Origin of the sequence: Paenibacillus solani (genome assembly GCF_001277345.1) — a bacterium.
Taxonomy (GTDB): domain Bacteria; phylum Bacillota; class Bacilli; order Paenibacillales; family Paenibacillaceae; genus Paenibacillus_AQ; species Paenibacillus_AQ solani.
This window is the reverse complement of sequence record NZ_LIUT01000003.1, coordinates 72394-90980: the sequence shown is the minus strand read 5'-3', so window position 1 is coordinate 90980 and position 18587 is coordinate 72394. Positions and strand designations below refer to the sequence as shown.

18 protein-coding genes are annotated in these 18587 nt (G+C 49.2%); 13 read left to right on the top strand and 5 right to left on the bottom strand.

Annotation, left to right across the window (positions count from 1 at the left end):
* Positions 1-1395, bottom strand: coding sequence for a YheC/YheD family endospore coat-associated protein (locus AM231_RS17725; RefSeq protein WP_054403857.1), 1395 nt, complete (start codon positions 1393-1395; stop codon positions 1-3).
* A 137-nt stretch (positions 1396-1532) separates the two neighbouring features.
* Between AM231_RS17725 and AM231_RS17720 the strand changes: the two genes are divergently transcribed.
* The 4 genes from AM231_RS17720 to AM231_RS17705 all read left to right on the top strand — a co-directional run bounded on the left by AM231_RS17720 (position 1533) and on the right by AM231_RS17705 (position 5035).
* Positions 1533-2699 carry a DUF445 domain-containing protein gene (locus tag AM231_RS17720; RefSeq protein ID WP_054403856.1) on the top strand — a complete coding sequence of 389 codons (1167 nt, stop codon included), beginning with the start codon at positions 1533-1535 and terminating at the stop codon, positions 2697-2699.
* Between the two features lie 62 nt (positions 2700-2761).
* Entirely contained in the window at positions 2762-3109 is a 348-nt protein-coding gene (locus tag AM231_RS17715) for a YlbF/YmcA family competence regulator (protein WP_009595776.1), read from the top strand.
* Between the two features lie 134 nt (positions 3110-3243).
* Positions 3244-3531, top strand: a complete 288-nt coding sequence (locus AM231_RS17710; RefSeq protein ID WP_053491990.1) for a hypothetical protein — start codon at positions 3244-3246, stop codon at positions 3529-3531.
* A gap of 169 nt (positions 3532-3700) precedes the next feature.
* A complete protein-coding gene (locus tag AM231_RS17705; protein WP_054403855.1) occupies positions 3701-5035 on the top strand; it encodes a DRTGG domain-containing protein in 1335 nt (444 codons plus the stop codon).
* A gap of 85 nt (positions 5036-5120) precedes the next feature.
* On the opposite strand, the gene AM231_RS17700 is transcribed toward AM231_RS17705, so the two are convergent.
* From AM231_RS17700 to AM231_RS17690, 3 genes are all read right to left on the bottom strand, one after another.
* Positions 5121-5438 (bottom strand): YtpI family protein, encoded by a 318-nt coding sequence (locus AM231_RS17700; RefSeq protein ID WP_054404261.1) that lies wholly within the window; start codon positions 5436-5438, stop codon positions 5121-5123.
* 85 nt (positions 5439-5523) lie between these two features.
* On the bottom strand, positions 5524-6027 hold the full coding sequence (locus AM231_RS17695; protein ID WP_054403854.1) for a sporulation membrane protein YtrI: 504 nt from the start codon (positions 6025-6027) through the stop codon (positions 5524-5526).
* Between the two features lie 3 nt (positions 6028-6030).
* Positions 6031-6357, bottom strand: coding sequence for a YtrH family sporulation protein (locus AM231_RS17690; protein WP_053491994.1), 327 nt, complete (start codon positions 6355-6357; stop codon positions 6031-6033).
* Between the two features lie 190 nt (positions 6358-6547).
* Between AM231_RS17690 and AM231_RS17685 the strand changes: the two genes are divergently transcribed.
* The 8 genes from AM231_RS17685 to AM231_RS17650 all read left to right on the top strand — a co-directional run bounded on the left by AM231_RS17685 (position 6548) and on the right by AM231_RS17650 (position 15754).
* The gene (locus AM231_RS17685; protein WP_054403853.1) at positions 6548-10252 is read left to right on the top strand and encodes a DNA polymerase III subunit alpha; all 3705 of its coding nucleotides are present in this window, start codon (positions 6548-6550) and stop codon (positions 10250-10252) included.
* Positions 10253-10398: 146 nt separating this feature from the next.
* Positions 10399-10893 (top strand): phosphatidylglycerophosphatase A family protein, encoded by a 495-nt coding sequence (locus tag AM231_RS17680; RefSeq protein ID WP_053491996.1) that lies wholly within the window; start codon positions 10399-10401, stop codon positions 10891-10893.
* A 155-nt stretch (positions 10894-11048) separates the two neighbouring features.
* Positions 11049-11237 carry a hypothetical protein gene (locus tag AM231_RS17675; protein WP_006212044.1) on the top strand — a complete coding sequence of 63 codons (189 nt, stop codon included), beginning with the start codon at positions 11049-11051 and terminating at the stop codon, positions 11235-11237.
* Positions 11238-11327: 90 nt separating this feature from the next.
* The gene (gene accD, locus AM231_RS17670) at positions 11328-12221 is read left to right on the top strand and encodes an acetyl-CoA carboxylase, carboxyltransferase subunit beta (protein WP_053491997.1); all 894 of its coding nucleotides are present in this window, start codon (positions 11328-11330) and stop codon (positions 12219-12221) included.
* Complete coding sequence (locus AM231_RS17665) at positions 12221-13204, top strand: acetyl-CoA carboxylase carboxyltransferase subunit alpha (protein ID WP_054403852.1); 984 nt, start codon at positions 12221-12223, stop codon at positions 13202-13204. The genes accD and AM231_RS17665 overlap by 1 nt, the downstream gene beginning before the upstream one ends.
* A gap of 114 nt (positions 13205-13318) precedes the next feature.
* Complete coding sequence (gene pyk, locus AM231_RS17660; RefSeq protein ID WP_054403851.1) at positions 13319-14746, top strand: pyruvate kinase; 1428 nt, start codon at positions 13319-13321, stop codon at positions 14744-14746.
* A 95-nt stretch (positions 14747-14841) separates the two neighbouring features.
* A complete protein-coding gene (locus AM231_RS17655) occupies positions 14842-15357 on the top strand; it encodes an acyl-CoA thioesterase (RefSeq protein ID WP_054403850.1) in 516 nt (171 codons plus the stop codon).
* A 4-nt stretch (positions 15358-15361) separates the two neighbouring features.
* Positions 15362-15754 (top strand): FxsA family protein, encoded by a 393-nt coding sequence (locus tag AM231_RS17650; RefSeq protein ID WP_053492001.1) that lies wholly within the window; start codon positions 15362-15364, stop codon positions 15752-15754.
* A 151-nt stretch (positions 15755-15905) separates the two neighbouring features.
* On the opposite strand, the gene ytvI is transcribed toward AM231_RS17650, so the two are convergent.
* Entirely contained in the window at positions 15906-17024 is a 1119-nt protein-coding gene (gene ytvI, locus AM231_RS17645) for a sporulation integral membrane protein YtvI (protein ID WP_054403849.1), read from the bottom strand.
* Positions 17025-17404: 380 nt separating this feature from the next.
* Here ytvI and citZ point away from each other — a divergent pair, with 380 nt between their 5' ends.
* Positions 17405-18517, top strand: a complete 1113-nt coding sequence (gene citZ, locus AM231_RS17640) for a citrate synthase (protein WP_053492003.1) — start codon at positions 17405-17407, stop codon at positions 18515-18517.
* The last annotated feature ends 70 nt before the right edge of the window (positions 18518-18587 follow it).

Sequence of the window (18587 nt, the reverse complement as noted above, 5' to 3'; positions counted from 1 at the left end):
TTACAAACCCGTCAAGTATTGACAGTATTGGATGAGACGTACGGCTGAGGGTCTTACCTTGGAGTCGGCATTCAACGGCGCATTTTCACTTTTGGAAGGCTTGGAGTTGACTTCCAGAAGCCAAATTCTGCCTGTTGTATCCATTGCAAGATCAATGCCCAGCTCACCGAAATGATAGGGAATGGCAGCTTCGAGGCCATCGGCGATATCAAGCGCGGCCTGGTTCATTCTCGCAGGAGCCGTTTGCTTGGCGGATAATGGAATTACGCTCATGGCAAGAGCATCTTTAACAGAAGATAGTGTGCCGCCTCTTGCGAGATTGGACACGAAGTGATTTCCCCCAGCGATTCGGGCGACAATGGAGGTTACTGCCCATTTTCCGCTTTTGTCTTTATGCATAAGCGCGCGGAAGTCTACGTTTCGTTTGTTGATTCGGATCAAATCCAGCCCTTGCTGAATTTGATAACGAGTTTTTTTGATTTTCCCGGATAAGCTGCTGAACAGGTTCGTTAAAGAAGAGTAGGTATGCTTCTTGATTCCCTCGAGAGAAGTGGTCATCGTCTGATAATGGCCATTCTCCTGGCGGGATATCCGGATGATTCCTTTACCCAAGCTTCCTCGCACCGGTTTAAGAAAAACCGTTCGATAAGCTGCACACATTTTTTTGAGCGTCGGATAACCGCTGAGTAAATAAGATTCAGGTAAATACTTTTGGAGCTTTGCATTGGTTCCCAGCGCCTCAAAGACATCCGATTTATCGAGAAATTTCTCGTTGAAGATTTGGGTGCTGTATCGCGATTTTACTTCTCTCATAAAATGCTGTACGCTAGGACTATTCTCCAGTTTGCGGGTAGACAGCCGGTTATTAATGACGTCCGGAGCTGGAACGCTGAGCTTTATCCAACCCGTGTCATAGGCAATCGCTTCAAGTGTTGACGGATTTGTACCGATCATGTCAGGGGTGAAGAAGTATACATATGCACCTTGTTTCTTGGCTGCATTTACCATTTCCAGGCAGAAGGCCGAGATTGACCCGAAAGGTTTGTCAGGTTCATCCGGCTGATAGCGGCTAACCATGACACCGATAAGGGGACCAAGCTTCAGAGTTTTCTCCGCCGGGTAATATCTGACATTCATGGTGGTACGAGGAAGAAGACCCGTGTTACTGAAGATGGAAGGACTGAGGGCAAGTGAGTTCGATTTTCCTCCTGAAGTAACTTGGATTTCCTGCTTGAAGGAGCCAAAGGCGAGCTGTACCGGTGAATCTGTCGGGATACGGAGCTGTCTTATGAGCCGGTCACCAAGCTTGATATCGTAATCCGGAAGCTGAGCTGAGCGGATGATTTGAACCGATATCTTGGATTTGGTGTTGGATTTGATCTTCGGTTTGCGCATGGTGGATCTCCTTCCGACAACAACTGGATACTTAAGTGAGCAGACTAAAGACATCGTCTGACCATTGCATGTAATGCATCATATGAGGACATATATCCCTTGGTGATTGTACTGTTCGGGAAAAAGGAGTGCTGTAAATGCCGAACTGGCTGTTTATTTTGGTGAATGTGTGCGTTGCTGCCTTTGTTGGCGGCATTACGAACCATTTTGCGATAAAAATGCTGTTCCACCCCCGGGAAGAAAAAAGGATTCTGGGTCGCCGTCTTCCCTTTACGCCTGGTCTTATTCCAAAGCGTAAAGACGAAATCGCAGAGTCGCTCGGACACGTGGTCTCGGATTACCTGGTGACAAGCGAGGGGCTTCAAGATCTCATCCGCAAGCCGGTGTTTCGAAGTAAGATGGAGGACAGCCTTCGTCATAAGCTGGAGGAATGGAGCCAGTCAGAGCTGAGTTTTGGTGATTTGGCGCTGAAGGTATGGAGTCCCGAGCAGTGGGAACGCTTGAAGCTTCAAGCCGAACAATCAGCACGTCAGCTTACATCTCAAGGTGCGGCAGCCGTGTGGCATGGTTATGGGCTGGAGGCTAAACCGCTGAAGGAACTTGTTCCCGGCTGGTCTGAGGAAACGATTCAGCAGTGGAGCTCCGCAGCAGCCGATGTCGTATTGAAGGAATTGGGTAATACTCTTTTGTCGGCAAAGGGTCAATTGATGTTGTCGAGCTTGGCTTCCTCGTTAATGGATAAGGCTGGCGGGTTTCTGGGAACCATGGCTTCGATATTTGTGGATGAGGATAAACTGATTCAGAAGCTGACGCCCATGTTAATCCAACAGCTGGAGGGCGAGAAGGTCCGGCAGACCATCACGGAGATCATTTCCGGTAAAATAAACCAGTACGGTGAGATGCCTCTTGGTGATGTTATCGAAAATGCAGCTGGAGAACCGGGCCTTGAATGGGTCACTCGCACATTGGATGACAAGCTGCCTTGGTCCAAGTGGCTCCAGCGAATTGAGGATCTGCGCCTTGCCGAAGTTATCGGACCGCGTGTGCCTGCTATCGAGGCGGCGCTGCCTGGGTTGCTTGATAAGGGCCTTGGCTTCCTTGAGCGAAGCATTCCCGCAGCCATGAAAGCTGTCAACTTACCGCAGCTTGTCCAGGAGCAGGTGGAGAAATTCCCGATTGAGCGGCTGGAGGAGGTCATCCTCAGTGTATCCGGCCGCGAGTTCAGGGCTATCACCTGGCTGGGAGTGCTTCTGGGCGGAATGATCGGATTGTTCCAGTCCCTGGTGACCATGCTCTGGAAATGAGAAATGAATGAAGAATGATATCAATTACGGCGAATAAGCCGAACATAATGGAGGAATCAGGAATGAATATCTATGACAAGGCACATGATTTGGCAAAAGCGATGAAGGAAAGCCAGGAGGTAGAGGAAATTACCTCTGCGATGAAACTTGTGGATGCTGACCCGGAGAGCAGACGAATGCTGGATGACTTCCGTCAGCGTCAAATGGAGCTTCAACAGCGCATGATGTCAGGCGATATGCCGGCACAGGAAGAAATGGAGAAGATGGAGAAGCAATTTGAAGTGCTGAGTCTGAACCTGAATATCCGTCGATTGTTTGATGCCGAGCGTCGTCTGAGTGTTATCATTGAAGATGTGAACAAGATTATATCGGATAGCCTGCAGCATCTATATGGGCCAGCCCAGTCTTAATAGATCCTTCTATTCTGGCATTACCGATAGCTTCATTGATTTTAAGATATTTTTGCAAACTTGTCTCATAAATTACGCACGTTCCTCATAGAGTAGAAATATAGATTTCAGAGAGTAGAGGAGCTGCGTTGATTATGAAAAAGAAGAAGAACAAGTTTAAACACACGGCTTATTTATTAGTTGCACTAGGTATGTTGATATACGCCCTGCCGAGCATCACCTTTTCTGCAGGATTCTCATGGGTTTCGCTGTTTGGGGCAGTCTGGGCGGGATTTGCCCTGCTCGTCATCGGCTCGCATCTGTATTATCTCATCGGTGTAGATGAAGCAAAGCAGAAAGCGCTGGATGCGATCCGTAAGGAGAAATTGAGTCAATGGGAACTGAAATGGCCTGAGGAACAGAAGAGCCAGGAGGCCAACTAAGATAAGAATTCCAGTAGAGCTGTGCTAAACCTTCCATTAAGGAATGGCTGCCTATATGCAACCGTATCCTTAGTGGGGAGGTTTTTTTGTGTTGGACGGTATGGGAGGATAGAAGTACGTGATATAATAGATACAGCATAGTACAGATAGTGTTATGGGGGTGTAACAGTTGGACGTTCGGGATGATACGATTACTAAACATGAGCAGTTGGTTCAGCATATTGAAGGTTTGAAGGTTGGCAGCAAAATATCCGTTCGTCGGTTAGCCAAAGAGATGGGCGTGAGCGAGGGAACTGCATACCGGGCAGTAAAGGAAGCTGAGAGCCTGGGTATCGTGATTACAAAAGAGAGGATCGGCACGGTGCGCGTGGAACGGAAGCCGAGGAACATCTCTGAGCAGCTCACCTTTGCTGATGTTGTGGAAATCGTGGAAGGGCATGTGCTTGGCGGTGCGGAAGGGCTCAATAAAAGCCTGCATAAGTACGTGATCGGTGCCATGAAGGTAGAGGCAATGGTTCGATATATCGACGCCGGAAGCCTTATGATTGTGGGTAACCGCGAAGATGCCCACTCCCTGGCGCTTGAGCAGGGGGCAGGCGTGCTGATTACGGGCGGCTTCGGTACGAGCCGGGAAGTAAAGCAGCTGGCTGACCAGCTGCATCTGCCGATCATTTCCTCCCGGCATGATACCTTTACAGTAGCTTCGATGATTAACCGTGCCATATTTGACCGATTGATCAAGAAAAAAATTATGTTGGTGGAGGATATTGCCCGTGACAAGCCGAAGAGCCATCAGTTGAAAAACTCGGTTACCGTTCAAGAATTTAAACGGATATCGCAGGAGAGCGGGGAAATCCGTTATCCGGTTACGGACGAATGGAACCGAGTCATTGGCATCGTCGGGGTCCGGGATGTGGAAGGAATGGCTGAATCCCAGCCGATTGAGAAAGCGATGACTCGCAATCCTGTTACGGCAAGCATGAAGACATCCTTGGCATCAGCGGCGCAGATTATGATGTGGGAAGGAATCGATTTTCTGCCGATCGTCGATCGGAACCGCAAGCTGCTGGCTACGATCACGCGAAAAGAGGTGCTTGGGGCGCTTCGGGATGCCCGGAACCAGCCGCAGCTTGGCGAGACTTTTGATCAGCTGATCTGGAACGGAATTGCAGAGGATCGGGACGAGGAAGGCCGATTGTTTTTTCACGGCTTTATCACACCTCAGATGGCCTCTGAACTTGGAACGATCTCACAAGGGGTGCTCACGACCGTGATGAGTCAAGCTGCCGTTAAGGCGGCCAAGGATATCAGCGGCTGGGATCATGTGCTGGACCATTTATCGACATATTTCATTCGTCCTGTACAGATTGAGGATCCGATTGTTATTATGCCTAAACTCCTGGAGAACAGCCGGCGCACATGCAAGATGGAGATTGAGATTCAGCATCAGTCCAGCCTGATTGCTAAAGCGGTAATGACCCTGCAGGCAATTGATCATGGTTAGGTAATCAGCACATTATATATAAAAGGGGCATCCCGCAGGTATTTATAGACCTTTCCGGGATGCCCTTTCTTTGCGTATAAATCATTCAGTTGGCTTTGGCTGCCTGTGAATTCTTCAGTCTCGAGTAATAGGTGCGGCTTCGGATGCCAGCAAATATATTAAATGCCCCAAGCACCAGAAATACCGCTTCTACAATGACAGCTGGCGTGGAGCCGCTGAACAGAAACATGCACACAAGTGAAAGAGAGATCAGCATCATGCCCATACAGATGTTCATCATGGACATGTATATACCACGGTCGGCCGGATCAGCCGTACGTCGGGCGCGAATACTGTACAGCGCGGCTGCTATTACGGACAGTACCAGAATGATATATAGGATATAGTGGATGACAGTTAACATGGAAGGCTCCTTTACTTTCATTACTAGCTTAACGATGCTCGCGTCAAGCATGCCGATTTTAATCATTTATGCTATCGGTATTGTATCATGCTCCGGTTGACTTTGCATCTACATGATCGATGCTAACCCAGATTTGAAGCACGCCTTCCATGACGAGCATGGTCTTGATTTGAACCTTGTAATCTTTCTCACGGACTGTATAAATTTTGTCGCTGAGGAGGGAGCGTGTCAGCTTACTGTCCGTGTCGATATCAAACACGTTTCTCCCGCGAAGGGCTGCCAGATCCTCACCCATCAGCCTGACGAGCTCCTTGATGATTAAAGGATCCAGTGGTTGTTTATCGTTTTGTTCGTTTCGAATCTTAATCTCTTTGATCACCGTGGATTGTTTGCTGTATTTTTTTAACGATTTGATATCTTCTTCATATTGCGCAATTTTGAGCTGCTGCTGTTCATTGATCAACCATAATTTATTGTAGCTGGCATGGTAGAGCGAGTTGTATACGATGCTCCCGACGACCATACCCAGCACGAAGATCGAAGCGACCTGATAAAAGGGACGGAAGCGGTGGGTTGGAGGTACGCGCATCGCTCAGCTCCTCCCGTTGCACACCCATTTGACCAGCTCGCTGCCCATATGTGCTCCAAGAAATGCAAAGCCTAAATATAAAACCTGCTTGATGGCAGGAGATAAATTGCCTACTACTACATTGCTCTCAATAACCCGCATCGGATCAATCGTGCCTCCAATAGCAGCCGCAAGCGCCCAGATTTTAATTCGATCAGCCACTTCAATCATGGTTAGTGCGGGGGGCTGCAGGGACAGCACAGCGCCTACCCCCCCTACCATGGCCCCTCCAAGCACGATGCCGAAGGCTATAAAAAAGTCCAGGATTGCTTTTGATAAAAAAACGCTCATGCATTTTGTCTCCTCTCTTCTGACAGTGGGGGTGTGCATGGCTTTTCGCCTGTCCACATTCTCCCTTGTTTCATTCTATGGGCGGTCCTATCAGGATTATGATAAAATGGTATATAGACTTTTAGAGCTATGAAGATATTTTTGAAATATCTTGAAAATATACATGTACCTGCGAAAGGAAGGCGTTACGATGAGCTCTTTCGTGCATTTGCACGTGCATAGTGAATACAGTTTGCTTGATGGAGCGGCACGTATCGGTGACCTGGTGCGGGAAGCGGCCGCGCTCGGCATGAAATCGCTGGCGCTCACGGATCATGGTGTGATGTATGGTGCTATTCCATTTTACAAAGCATGTGTAGCGCAAGGCATCAAGCCGATTATCGGATGTGAAGCTTATATCACGGCAGGCTCCCGCAAGGAGCGGGGAAGCCGTAAAGACCAGCCGATCTATCATCTGATTTTGCTTGCCAAGAATGAGACCGGTTATCGAAATTTGATGAAGCTGTGCTCGATCGGGCATCTGGAGGGGTATCATTACAGACCTCGAATTGATATGGAGTCGCTTGCCGCCCATCATGAAGGAATCATATGCCTCAGCGCTTGCTTAGGCGGAGAGGTTCCCCAGCATTTGATGCATGGACGCGAAGCGGAGGCGAAAGCAGCAGCGCTTCGTTACCAGGCCATATTTGGAGATGATTATTACTTGGAACTGCAGGATCACGGCATTCCAGAGCAGAAGCGTGTGAATCCCCAGTTGATCCAGCTTAGCCGCGATACGGGCATACCGTTAGTAGCCACCAATGATGTTCATTATCTGACCGAGAACGATGCCGAGGTACAGGACGTTCTGATCTGTATCGGAACGGGAAAGACGGTGGAAGACGAAGACAGGCTGCAGATCCAGACGAACCAGCTCTATCTGAAGAGCGGCAGTGAAATGGAGCGCCTGTATCCCCACGTGCCTGAAGCTATATTGAATACGGCTAAGATTGCAGACCAGTGTAATTTGGAACTGGAATTTGGCAAATCCATTTTGCCGGAATACCGCTCGCTCCCGGAAGGGAAGGATGCTGCGGAATATTTGCGGGATCTCTGTTTGAACGGACTGCAGGAACGTTATGGTAGTACGGTGCGGTGGCAGGATGAGGCACAGCGAAGCGAGCTGGAGCAGCGTCTCGATTATGAGCTAGGCGTCATCGAGAATATGGGTTTCAGCGATTATTTTCTCATCGTATGGGATTTTATCGCCTATGCCCACCGCCAAGGCATCGCCGTTGGACCCGGCCGGGGTTCATCGGCAGGCAGCCTTGTTGCTTACACGCTTCAGATTACGAATGTGGATCCGATGAAATATAAGCTGTTGTTCGAACGTTTCCTTAACCCGGAACGGATTACGATGCCGGATATCGATATCGATTTCAGCGACGAACGCCGGGATGAGGTCATTGATTACGTCGTGGATAAATATGGCAAAGGGCATGTGGCCCAGATCATAACGTTCGGTACGATGGCGGCAAGGGCAGCAGTCCGTGACGTCGGACGTGCGCTGAATGTGCCGTTCGGAGATGTGGACAAGGCAGCTAAGCTGATCCCGAACCATCTGGGCATCAGCATTGAGAGAGCAATGGAGCAGAGTCCGCAGCTGAAGGAGCAGTATGAAGCGAAGCCGAAGGTACGCGAGCTGATTGACATGGCGATGAAGGTCGAGGGCATGCCCCGCCATGCTTCAACGCATGCGGCGGGTATCGTCATTTCCAGGGAGCCATTGACGGATGCGGTGCCGCTGCAGGAAGGCAGCGAGAAGACGGCACTTACGCAGTATTCTATGGAGAATCTGGAGAGCGTGGGGCTCCTCAAGATGGATTTTTTGGGCCTGCGAACATTGTCGATTATCGAGCGTACGCTCAGATGGATACAAGAATTGACTGGCAGAGAGCTAGATTTTGAACAAGTGCCAGATGACGATCAAGCGACCTATGAAATGCTGAGTCGTGGGGAGACCACGGGCGTATTTCAGCTCGAATCCGCTGGTATACGGCGGGTGCTGAAGGATCTGAAACCTTCAGTGTTCGAGGATATCGTCTCCGTGAATGCTCTGTACCGCCCAGGCCCGATGGAGTTTATTCCGAAGTTCATTCAGGCCAAGCACGGCCAGATCGAGCCGGAATATCCTCATCCGGACTTGATCCCGATCCTGGGCGATACGTATGGCATTATTGTCTACCAGGAGCAAATTATGCAGATCGCCTCCAGGATGGCGGGCTTCTCTCTGGGGGAAGCGGATTTGCTGCGCAGAGCGGTATCAAAGAAGAAACGCGAAGTGCTCGACCATGAGCGGAGTCATTTTGTTTCGGGCAGCCTGAAGCTGGGCTATACCGAGGATGAGGCCAATCGCGTGTACGATATGATCGTCCGGTTTGCGAATTATGGCTTCCCTCGAGCTCATGCTGCCGCCTACGGTGTGCTGGCCTTCCAAACAGCTTATCTTAAGGCGCACTATCCGGTTCCGTTTATGGCTTCCATGCTGACAGCCGTGATGGGCAGTCATCGGAAGGTAGCTGAATACGTGCTGGAGGCGCGGCGCATTGACATCGAGGTGATGCCGCCTGATGTCAACGAAAGCGGAACGTATTTCACGCCGGTCATGAGTCGCTTTGCTGCCGAGGGCAGTGAAGAACAGGCCAGTTCTCAGGCCGGCGGTGCGATCCGCTTCGGGCTCGCAGCCATTAAGAATGTGGGTACGCAAGCAGTGGAGAATATCGTCGAAATACGACAGGAGAAACCGTTTGAAAGTCTGCTTGATTTTTGCCGCCGAGTCGATCTGCGTGTATGCAATAAGCGTGTGATCGAGTCGCTGATTCAGGCGGGGGCCTTTGACTCCCTGCAAGGCCATCGTTCGCAGCTGGTTGCTATGCTTGACGAGACGGTCGACGCAGCCGTGAAATGGAGGAAGGAGCGGGACGATCTCCAGATTCAGCTTTTTGACTTTGTGGAAACCACGAATTGGGATATTGAATATCCTGACATCCCGCCGTATACCGCAAGTCAGCAGCTGGAATTCGAACGTGAGCTGCTGGGCATGTATTTATCCGGACATCCGCTGGATGGATTTGAGGATACGCTAACGGAATTAGGAGCGGATCGGTTAATGGATCTGCATGATGCGGCCGATGATTCGATGGCTACGGTCGCAGGTATGGTGGTAACGCTCAAGACGATAACGACGAAACAGGGGAAGGCAATGGCTTTCATGGAATGCGAGGACCAGATCGAACGCTGTGAGGTGGTCCTCTTTCCGGAAGTGTGGAAGCGAAGCTCGCATCTGATCGAAAAAGGCGCGCTGCTCGCGATACGGGCGAAGGTCCAGCTGCAGGACGAAGGCTTTAAGCTGCTGGCCGAAGAAGTCGCGCCGCTCGAGGCGCAAACTTTGGGTCAACTGATCCAGCGCAGTAAAGTCCGGGGAACTTCAGGCAGCAGAGGGAGAAACGAGGGAGCAGGCAGGAACGGAAAACCAAGCGGAACCGGAGCACAGGCAGTTTTGTCAGGCAAACCATCGTCCGTCACGGCTCCCCAAGATCAGGTTCTGCAGCCTGGCCGAATGGAAACAACGGGGTTACATGAGCCATCCAAGAAGGAATCGCACGGAGGGATACCGAATGCTAAGACTGAACAGCGGGTATTTGTAAAAATAACGGCTGATGCGGAGCGATCGGAGCTGCTCGTGAAGCTGAAGGAGCTTCTGCAGCAGCATCCGGGCTCCATGGCAACGGTGTTGTTCTATGAGCGAAGCCAGAAGGTGCTCGCGCTGAGTGATGCTTACCGGATCAAGCCTTCACAGGACCTATTTGCCGAAATTGAGAGCATGCTAGGTAAAGACACGGTTAAAGTGAAATGATATGAAGATTTAAGAACGTTTTTCATCCCTCCCGCATACAATTAGGACACTACAGGTAATGTTGGCCGAGTATTTTGTTCAAATTACAGCTCTTCATAACAGCAGCAACTGGAGAGTAACGGCCAAAGACGCGGGAGGGATTTGTGATGTCAACGGACTTGGCAGAAAGCATGCTTAGCCGCAGAGGAGTCAGTGTAGACTCCATCGCGGATATCGTATTTAAGCTTCAGCAGCGCTATCATCCCAAGCTAACCATTCAGCAGTGTGAAGAAAGCGTCCGGGCCGTACTCGGCAAGCGAGAGGTGCAGTATACGCTGTTCACGGGCATTGCACTGGATGAGCTGGCCGAGAAAAAGCTGCTGCCTGAGCCGCTGCAGTCCATATTGGAGAATGACGAACCGCTTTACGGAGTGGATGAAACGATGGCGCTGGGTGTTACGAGCATATACGGTATGATCGGACTGACCAGCTTTGGCTATCTGGATAAAGAGAAAATAGGTGTGATTGAGATATTGAATGAACAGTCAGACCGGATTCATGTGTTTCTGGATGATCTCGTTGCAGGCATCGCCGCTGCGGCTTCATCGCGGATCGCACATCGCAGTCCCGATGCGGCCCAGTATGCTGCGGGATCTGACTGATTTGCACGAGGCGTGTCGAATCGCTGTATAAGGGTATATAAATGGTTTTCAGCCCCCTGTCTCTTTGTTGAGGTAAAAACTGAAGTATGATATCATTATCCATTATATCGGCTCAGGAAATGCCTGTGGGACGAGATTAGGGGGATCTGAAAGGCATGTGGACGGTAATCTATATTGCGCCAACTGCAAAGGTGGCGGAAATGATCAAGACCAGGCTAACGGAAGAAGGTTTTTTGGTTCAAAGCCGTCCTGTGAATCTTTCCAAACAACAGTTTGAGATTTTGGTACCCTCCGGAGAGCTTGAGGAAGTACAGGAAGTATTGAATTCGATCTTGCATCCCTAGTTTTATCTGGGTTACATAGCGAAGAAGTGTACGGATCGGCGATATGTTATTGCGGCGGCCATTCAAATTTACGGCTGGAGAGGTGTAGTTGTGTTTAAAGACTTGTTTCAGAAAAAAAGGAAATACGCAACGATCCCATCGGAACGATATGGGACAACAGGGCAGCCTCAGGAAGGTGAACGCCCGAAACGGGAAATTCCGGAGGGTCTGATGAACAAGTGTGCCAAATGTGGCACTATTCAATACAGTAAAGAGCTTGAGAAGAACCTGAAGGTCTGCCAGGAATGTGGTCATCATATGCGCTTGAACGCGGTAGAGCGGATTTCCATGACGCTGGATGAGACAGGCTTCGAAGAGTTCGATGCAGAAATGATCTCGGTGGATCCGCTGAAGTTTCCGGGATATGCAGCCAAGCTTGAGCAGCAAAAGATGAAGTCGGGTCTTCATGATGCCGTAATTACGGGACAAGGCTCCATTCAAGGACAGCCCGTAGTCGTAGCTGTCATGAGTTTCGATTTTTTCACGGGAAGCATGGGCTCCGTCGTTGGGGAGAAGATCACCCGAGCGATTGAGTTTGCAACGGACAAGCGTTTACCACTTATTATTTTCTCCACTTCGGGCGGTGCACGAATGCAGGAGAGCATACTTAGTTTGATGCAGATGGCCAAAACAAGTGCAGCCTTGTCCCGGTTCAACGAACTTGGCGGGCTCTATATATCTGTGATCACGGATCCGACAACAGGCGGGGTTTCTGCCAGTTTTGCGACTCTAGGCGACATCAATATCGCCGAGCCGGGAGCCGTCTTTGGCTTTGCGGGCCGGATCGTGATTGAACAGACGATTCGCCAGAAGCTTCCTGACGATTTCCAGACAGCAGAGTTCAATCTGGCTCATGGCCAGCTTGACATGGTTGTTCATCGGAAAGATATGCGCTCCATGCTAGGTAAGCTGCTGGAGATGCATACCGTGAAAGGGGGATTCTAATGTCAGGCGAATTGCCATTTGAAAAGCCACTTGCCGAAATGCGCAAGAAGATTGAAGAACTGAAACAATTCGGAGAGGAAAAAGGGATTGATTTTACGGATGAAATCGCCCGCCTTGAAGAACGATATAGTCGTTTGGAAGAAGAAATCTACTCTTCGATTTCACCTTCCCAGAAAATGCATCTGGCCCGTCATCAACAGCGACCGACTTCGCTTGATCTGATCCAGTTGATCTTTACGGATTTCATCGAGCTGCATGGAGATCGTCTCTACGGGGACGATCTTGCTGTTGTCGGCGGTTTGGCTAAGCTTGATGGTGTTCCCGTGACAGTGCTCGGACAGCAGCGCGGGAAAGATACGAAGGATAATATCGCCCGTTTCTTCGGAAGCGCTCATCCGGAAGGCTTCCGTAAAGCACTCCGGCTCATGCAGCAGGCGAATAAATTCAACCGCCCGATTATTACCTTTATTGATACAAAGGGCGCCTATCCGGGTAATACAGCTGAAGAAAGAGGTCAGTCCGAGGCAATCGCCCGTAATTTGCGGGAGATGTCTTCTCTTGGAGTGCCCGTTGTTTGTGTGGTCATAGGCGAAGGTGGAAGCGGCGGTGCTCTTGCGATGGCTGTAGGCAATCGAGTGCTTATGCTTGAGCATGCTATCTATTCCGCCATTTCTCCTAACGGTGCTGCTTCCATTCTATGGAAGGATGCTTCCAAAGCTGACCAGGCTGCCGAAGCGATGAAGATCACCGCTAAAGATTTGCTGGAAATGGAAGTCATCGAGGAGATCATACCGGAGCCTAAGGGCGGAGCGCATCGCAGCTACGAAGAGACGGCCGCTGCGATTTCAAGTGCACTGATCCGTCATCTGAAAGAGCTGTCTTTGATGGATGCTTGTGAGCTGAAGGAAGACCGGTACCGTAAATTCCGCAAAATCGGGGAGTTTGATTTTGCAAGGGTAGAACAGGAAGACGTTTCCCTGTAAAAGTCTGATGAGTATAGGAAAGATGACGAAATTCCTATACAAATGAGACTTTTTGTAGTAGATTTAATTGTTGGAGAGATATAGAGAACCTTTTAATAAACGGAGGAAACCCAAATGCGCAAAACTAAAATTGTATGTACTATCGGTCCTTCCAGTGAATCGTTGGAAAACACCAAGAAGCTCATCATGGCTGGCATGAACGTGGCACGCTTGAACTTCTCCCACGGCGATTTCGAAGAGCATGGCAACCGGATCAAAAACATCCGCCAAGCTTGCGAAGAGCTGAACAAAACGGTAGCGATCCTGCTTGATACCAAGGGTCCAGAAATCCGCACCGGTAAACTTGAAGTGGAACCGATTGAGCTAGTGCAAGATGAGTATGTCACCCTTACTACCGAGGAAATCCTTGGTGATAAGAATCGTTTGTCTGTCACTTACAAAGAGTTGCCGCAGGATGTTGTGGTTGGATCCACCATCTTGATTGATGATGGTCTGATTGGTCTTACCGTTGTAGAAATTCAAGGCACTGAGATCAGATGCCGCATTGTCAATGGCGGAACGATTAAGAGCAAAAAAGGTGTGAACGTGCCGGGTGTAGCGATTTCCCTTCCGGGAATCACGGAAAAAGACGCCAACGATATCATTTTCGGAATCGAACAAGGCATCGATTTTATTGCCGCTTCCTTCGTTCGTAAAGCAAGTGACGTGCTTGAAATCCGTGAATTGCTGAAAAAGCATAACGGCGAGCACATTCAAATTATCTCCAAAATCGAGAATCAACAAGGCGTTGACAACCTGGATGAAATCCTTGAAGTTTCCGATGGCTTGATGGTTGCCCGTGGCGATCTCGGCGTAGAGATTCCGGCTGAGGAAGTTCCATTGGTGCAAAAGCGCATGATCGAAAAATGTAACGTGGCTGGCAAACCGGTCATCACGGCTACACAAATGCTCGATTCCATGCAGCGCAATCCTCGTCCTACCCGTGCGGAAGCAAGTGACGTGGCGAATGCGATCTTTGACGGAACTGACGCTATCATGCTGTCCGGCGAAACAGCTGCAGGTAAATACCCTGTGGAATCCGTGCTCACGATGTCCCGTATTGCTGAGAAAGCGGAATCCGCGCTGAACTATCGCGAAATGTTCTTGAAACAGCGTATCGCTCAAGAAACCAGCGTAACGGAAGCAATCAGCCAATCTGTAGCGATCTCGGCACTTGACCTGAGTGCGAAAGCGATCATTTCCTCTACAGAATCAGGCCAAACCGCTCGTATGGTATCCAAATACCGTCCAGAGGCGCCTATCGTTGCTGTGACGACACAGGAGAGAACGATGAGACGCTTGGCACTGACTTGGGGCGTAACGCCGGTTAAAGGCGAACAGGCTTCCTCTACGGATGAAATGTTTGACTATGCACTGCAAGGCGGCGTGAAATCGGGACTCGTCAAAGAAGGCGACCTGGTTGTCATTACTGCTGGTGTGCCGCTTGGCCGTTCCGGTTCGACTAACTTGCTGAAAGTGGATCATATTCCGGCGCAGCAATAATACAAGAGTCAAGAATCCGTTGGATTATGAATATAACTGCAACCAAGCAATGGACGAGATTGTCGGCCATTGCTTTTTGCATAGATGAGGGGATGATGGTGTTGCCTGATCCATCCATATCAACACTAAGCCGCTGGTTTCGGACTTCCTTTCGGGTTCGTTACCAGGAAAGCGATCAAATGGGTGTCGTATATCATGCCAACTACTTAAACTGGTTTGAGATCGGCCGAACCGAAATGATACGGGAACTGGGGTTTACCTACCGGGGCATGGAAGCGGAAGGCGTCCTGCTTCCGGTGGTGGATTTGGATATCAAATATCGGCAACCTGCCCGTTATGATGATCTGGTCACAGTATTTACGAGAATGACTGCTTTCTCCCCCCTTCGAATACACTATGAGTATGAGGTACGTTTGCTTAGCGAACAGGAACAGGCTGGTCTGGAACTGAATGAAGAATCCTCCCAAGCTGATCTACCCGGTGTTCTGCTAACGAATGGTTCGACACGCCATGTATGGTTGAATCAGGAGTGGAAACCGGCCCGACTGGATAAATGTGCGCCTAAGCTGTATCATGCTTTGAAGGACACCCTTTTAGGGAGGAAGGAGTAGATTCATGTTCAAATGGTTGCTGGCAGCGATTATTTTTGTGCCTGCTATTGAAATATTAGGATTTCAATTCGTTGCGGATCGCGTAGGCGGTATGAATACATTTCTGTTAACGTTGCTGACTTCTGCGGTGGGCGTCGCGATGATGAGGTTTGAAGGCCGCAAAGCAATGGAGGATGCCAAACGGAGAATGAACTCTGGCATGGTTCAAGGGCCTTCGATGGCCGATGGCCTATGTATATTTTTGGGAGGAATCTTTCTCATTCTGCCCGGTTTTGTTACGGACATCATCGGATTTACACTCATTTTTCCATTGACCCGTCCGCTGTATCGACTCTTGCTGTGGAAATGGATGAAAAAGAATATGAAAAATGGAAAAATTACGATATTTCGCAGATAACAGCATACGAATCAACAAGAAGACCGGCCGCTTAGCGACCGGTCTATTTATGTGGAGATCCCGATATATTCAACGCGGTGCTGTTTCGTTAACCCTTTAGCGGATGAAGGCAGATGCGAAGAAGAACAAAGTTTGTCCGAGCGCTGAGTGATTACCTGAACCTTCCCCCAATCACGTAATTCCTCAGGTCTTTGAATACATGGGCGCGGTGAAATGCATCCAGAATGACCAGCGAAACCGGGCCGATGATTAATCCTAAGATTCCGAACAGCTTCAGACCCACGAACATGCCCAGCAGGGCGGCAAGCGGGTCAAGATCCACGCTGCTGGCAAGCACTTTGGGCTCCATGATCTGTCTGACGATCAGAATGATGCTGTACAGAACAGTCAAACCTATTCCGAGTGTCAGATCATGGGACATGAAGGCATACAGTGACCAGGGGATCAGGACAATCCCGACGCCAAGATAAGGCAGCAGATCCACCAAGCCGATGAGAAGAGCGATCGAGAACGCGGAATGAACCCCAAGCGCATAAAGTGCGACCATGACGATAAAAGCCGTGATAGAGATAAGAATTAATTGGGCTCTGGCAAAGCCAAGAAGTGCTTTTTTTAAATCCGAAAAAATATAGATCATAGGTTTATGGATGACTCCTGGGACGATGCGCAGAAGAGCGCGATTATGACGCTCCCAGCTGTTGCTGAGGAAAAATGTAGCCAGCAATACCACGATCAGAATCGTGCCTAAGTTCGGCAGATAATAAATAACCTGCACGATACCGTTGAAAATCCCTGTAACCAGATCGGTAACGAAGGTGCCTATCGTTTGTGTTGTGCGGGTGATATTCTGATTAATGGTATCATGATAATTTGGATTGTTTTGGTAGAAGCGGCTGATTTCATATACGATATTCTGGATGCTGTCACTCTGAGTCCAGGACGTTAGCCAATTCATCCAGGTATCGATATGCAAATTGAAGGATTGGGTCATGGCGATCAGTTCCTTGACCAGCCTACTGATGGCCGCGGTAAGAATCGTTAGGGCTGCGCCGAAATATAGCAATAAGGACACGATTACAGCTATCCAGCGCGGCACTCTGAGGCTTTTCTGCAGCAGGTTGACAAAAGGATTCATCGCATAAGCAATGATCCAGGCCAGAAGGAAGGGATAGAGCAGAGGCAGCGTTACATATATCAGATAGGCGATGAGGCAGAAAGATGCCATTACCCATATTCCCCTGCCACAACGTTTGAGCATTAAACGATCCATAGCATCACACTCCTTGTTAGCTGCATTCTAGGGACGAGCAAAGTGGATTATTCTATACGTATGCAGGGAGTGTTAATATAAGGATAAGTGTTTGAAAAAACAGCTTCACGTGATTCGACAATGAGAATTATCATAGGTATAATGGAATTGTAAGTGATTTCAAAAAAAATGGTTTATGGTTGCGATAAAACATTTTAATGCAGCGAATATCCATGCTCTTGTTCACATATCAGACAAAATCCAGTATGATATGAGAAGGTTTGCGACTTAGACCATAGCATTTTTTTTGTGCGCTTTTCTTTTTAATCCGACTTCATGAAAATGTTTTCATGATTGTCAAAATAGTTCAGTTTATCCCGATCATAAAGGAGAGATGATGCATGACAGCTACCAAGGGTTTGGAAGGCATTGTAGCTACCACCTCCACGATTAGCTCGATCGTTGATGGCGTTCTGACTTATCGTGGATATGATATTGACGATCTCGCAGAACATGCAAGTTTTGAAGAGGTAGCCTATTTGCTCTGGTTTGGAAAGCTCCCTAATGAAAAAGAGCTGAAGGCGCTTCAGCAAGATCTGAGTGACTATGCTGCCATTCCGGATGAGCTTATCGAGCAAATCAAATTGTATCCGAAGGATACGAATACGATGGCTGCTCTTCGCTCGGCTGTATCCGCACTTGCTCTGTATGACGCCGAAGGCGACGACATGAGCCGTGAAGCAAACGATAAGAAAGCGATTAAGCTTCAGGCCCAGCTTCCTACAATTGTCGCTGCCATCGCGCGAATCCGCCAAGGCAAAGAACCGGTAGCTCCGAAAGCGGGGGTCTCCATCTCAGAGAACTTCCTCTATATGCTCAGAGGCGAAGATCCTGACGAGACCTCCATCAAGGCTTTGGATCAGGCACTTGTATTGCATGCGGATCACGAGCTCAACGCTTCGACGTTTGCTGCGCGTGTAACCGTAGCTACCCTGTCTGACATTTATTCAGGCGTTACTTCTGCTATTGGCGCGCTCAAAGGCCCTCTACACGGCGGTGCGAATGAAGCTGTTATGAAAATGCTGAACGAAGTCGGTTCGATTGATCGGGCGCAGGCTTATATTCAGGAAAAGCTGGACAACCGTGAAAAAATCATGGGCTTTGGACACCGTGTGTATAAGAATGGTGATCCACGAGCGAAGCATCTGCAAAAGATGTCGCGTGAGCTTGGAAAGATGAAAGGCGACACGACGCTGTATGACATGTCGGTTCTGATCGACGAAACAGTTACCAACCAAAAAGGGCTGAAGCCAAACGTTGATTTTTATTCCGCTTCGGTCTATACTCAGCTCGGTATCGAGCAGGAGTTGTTTACACCGATCTTTGCCATCAGCCGCGTATCGGGATGGACGGCCCATATACTGGAACAGTACGAAGGCAACCGTATCATTCGTCCGCGCGCAGAGTATACAGGGATGACTGATCAAAAATATGTGCCGATCGAGCTTCGCTAAGTGACCGGCATTCGTGTACAATAGGCTAGGGAACCGCTCATACGTGAGTGAATCACGGGTGGCGGATTTC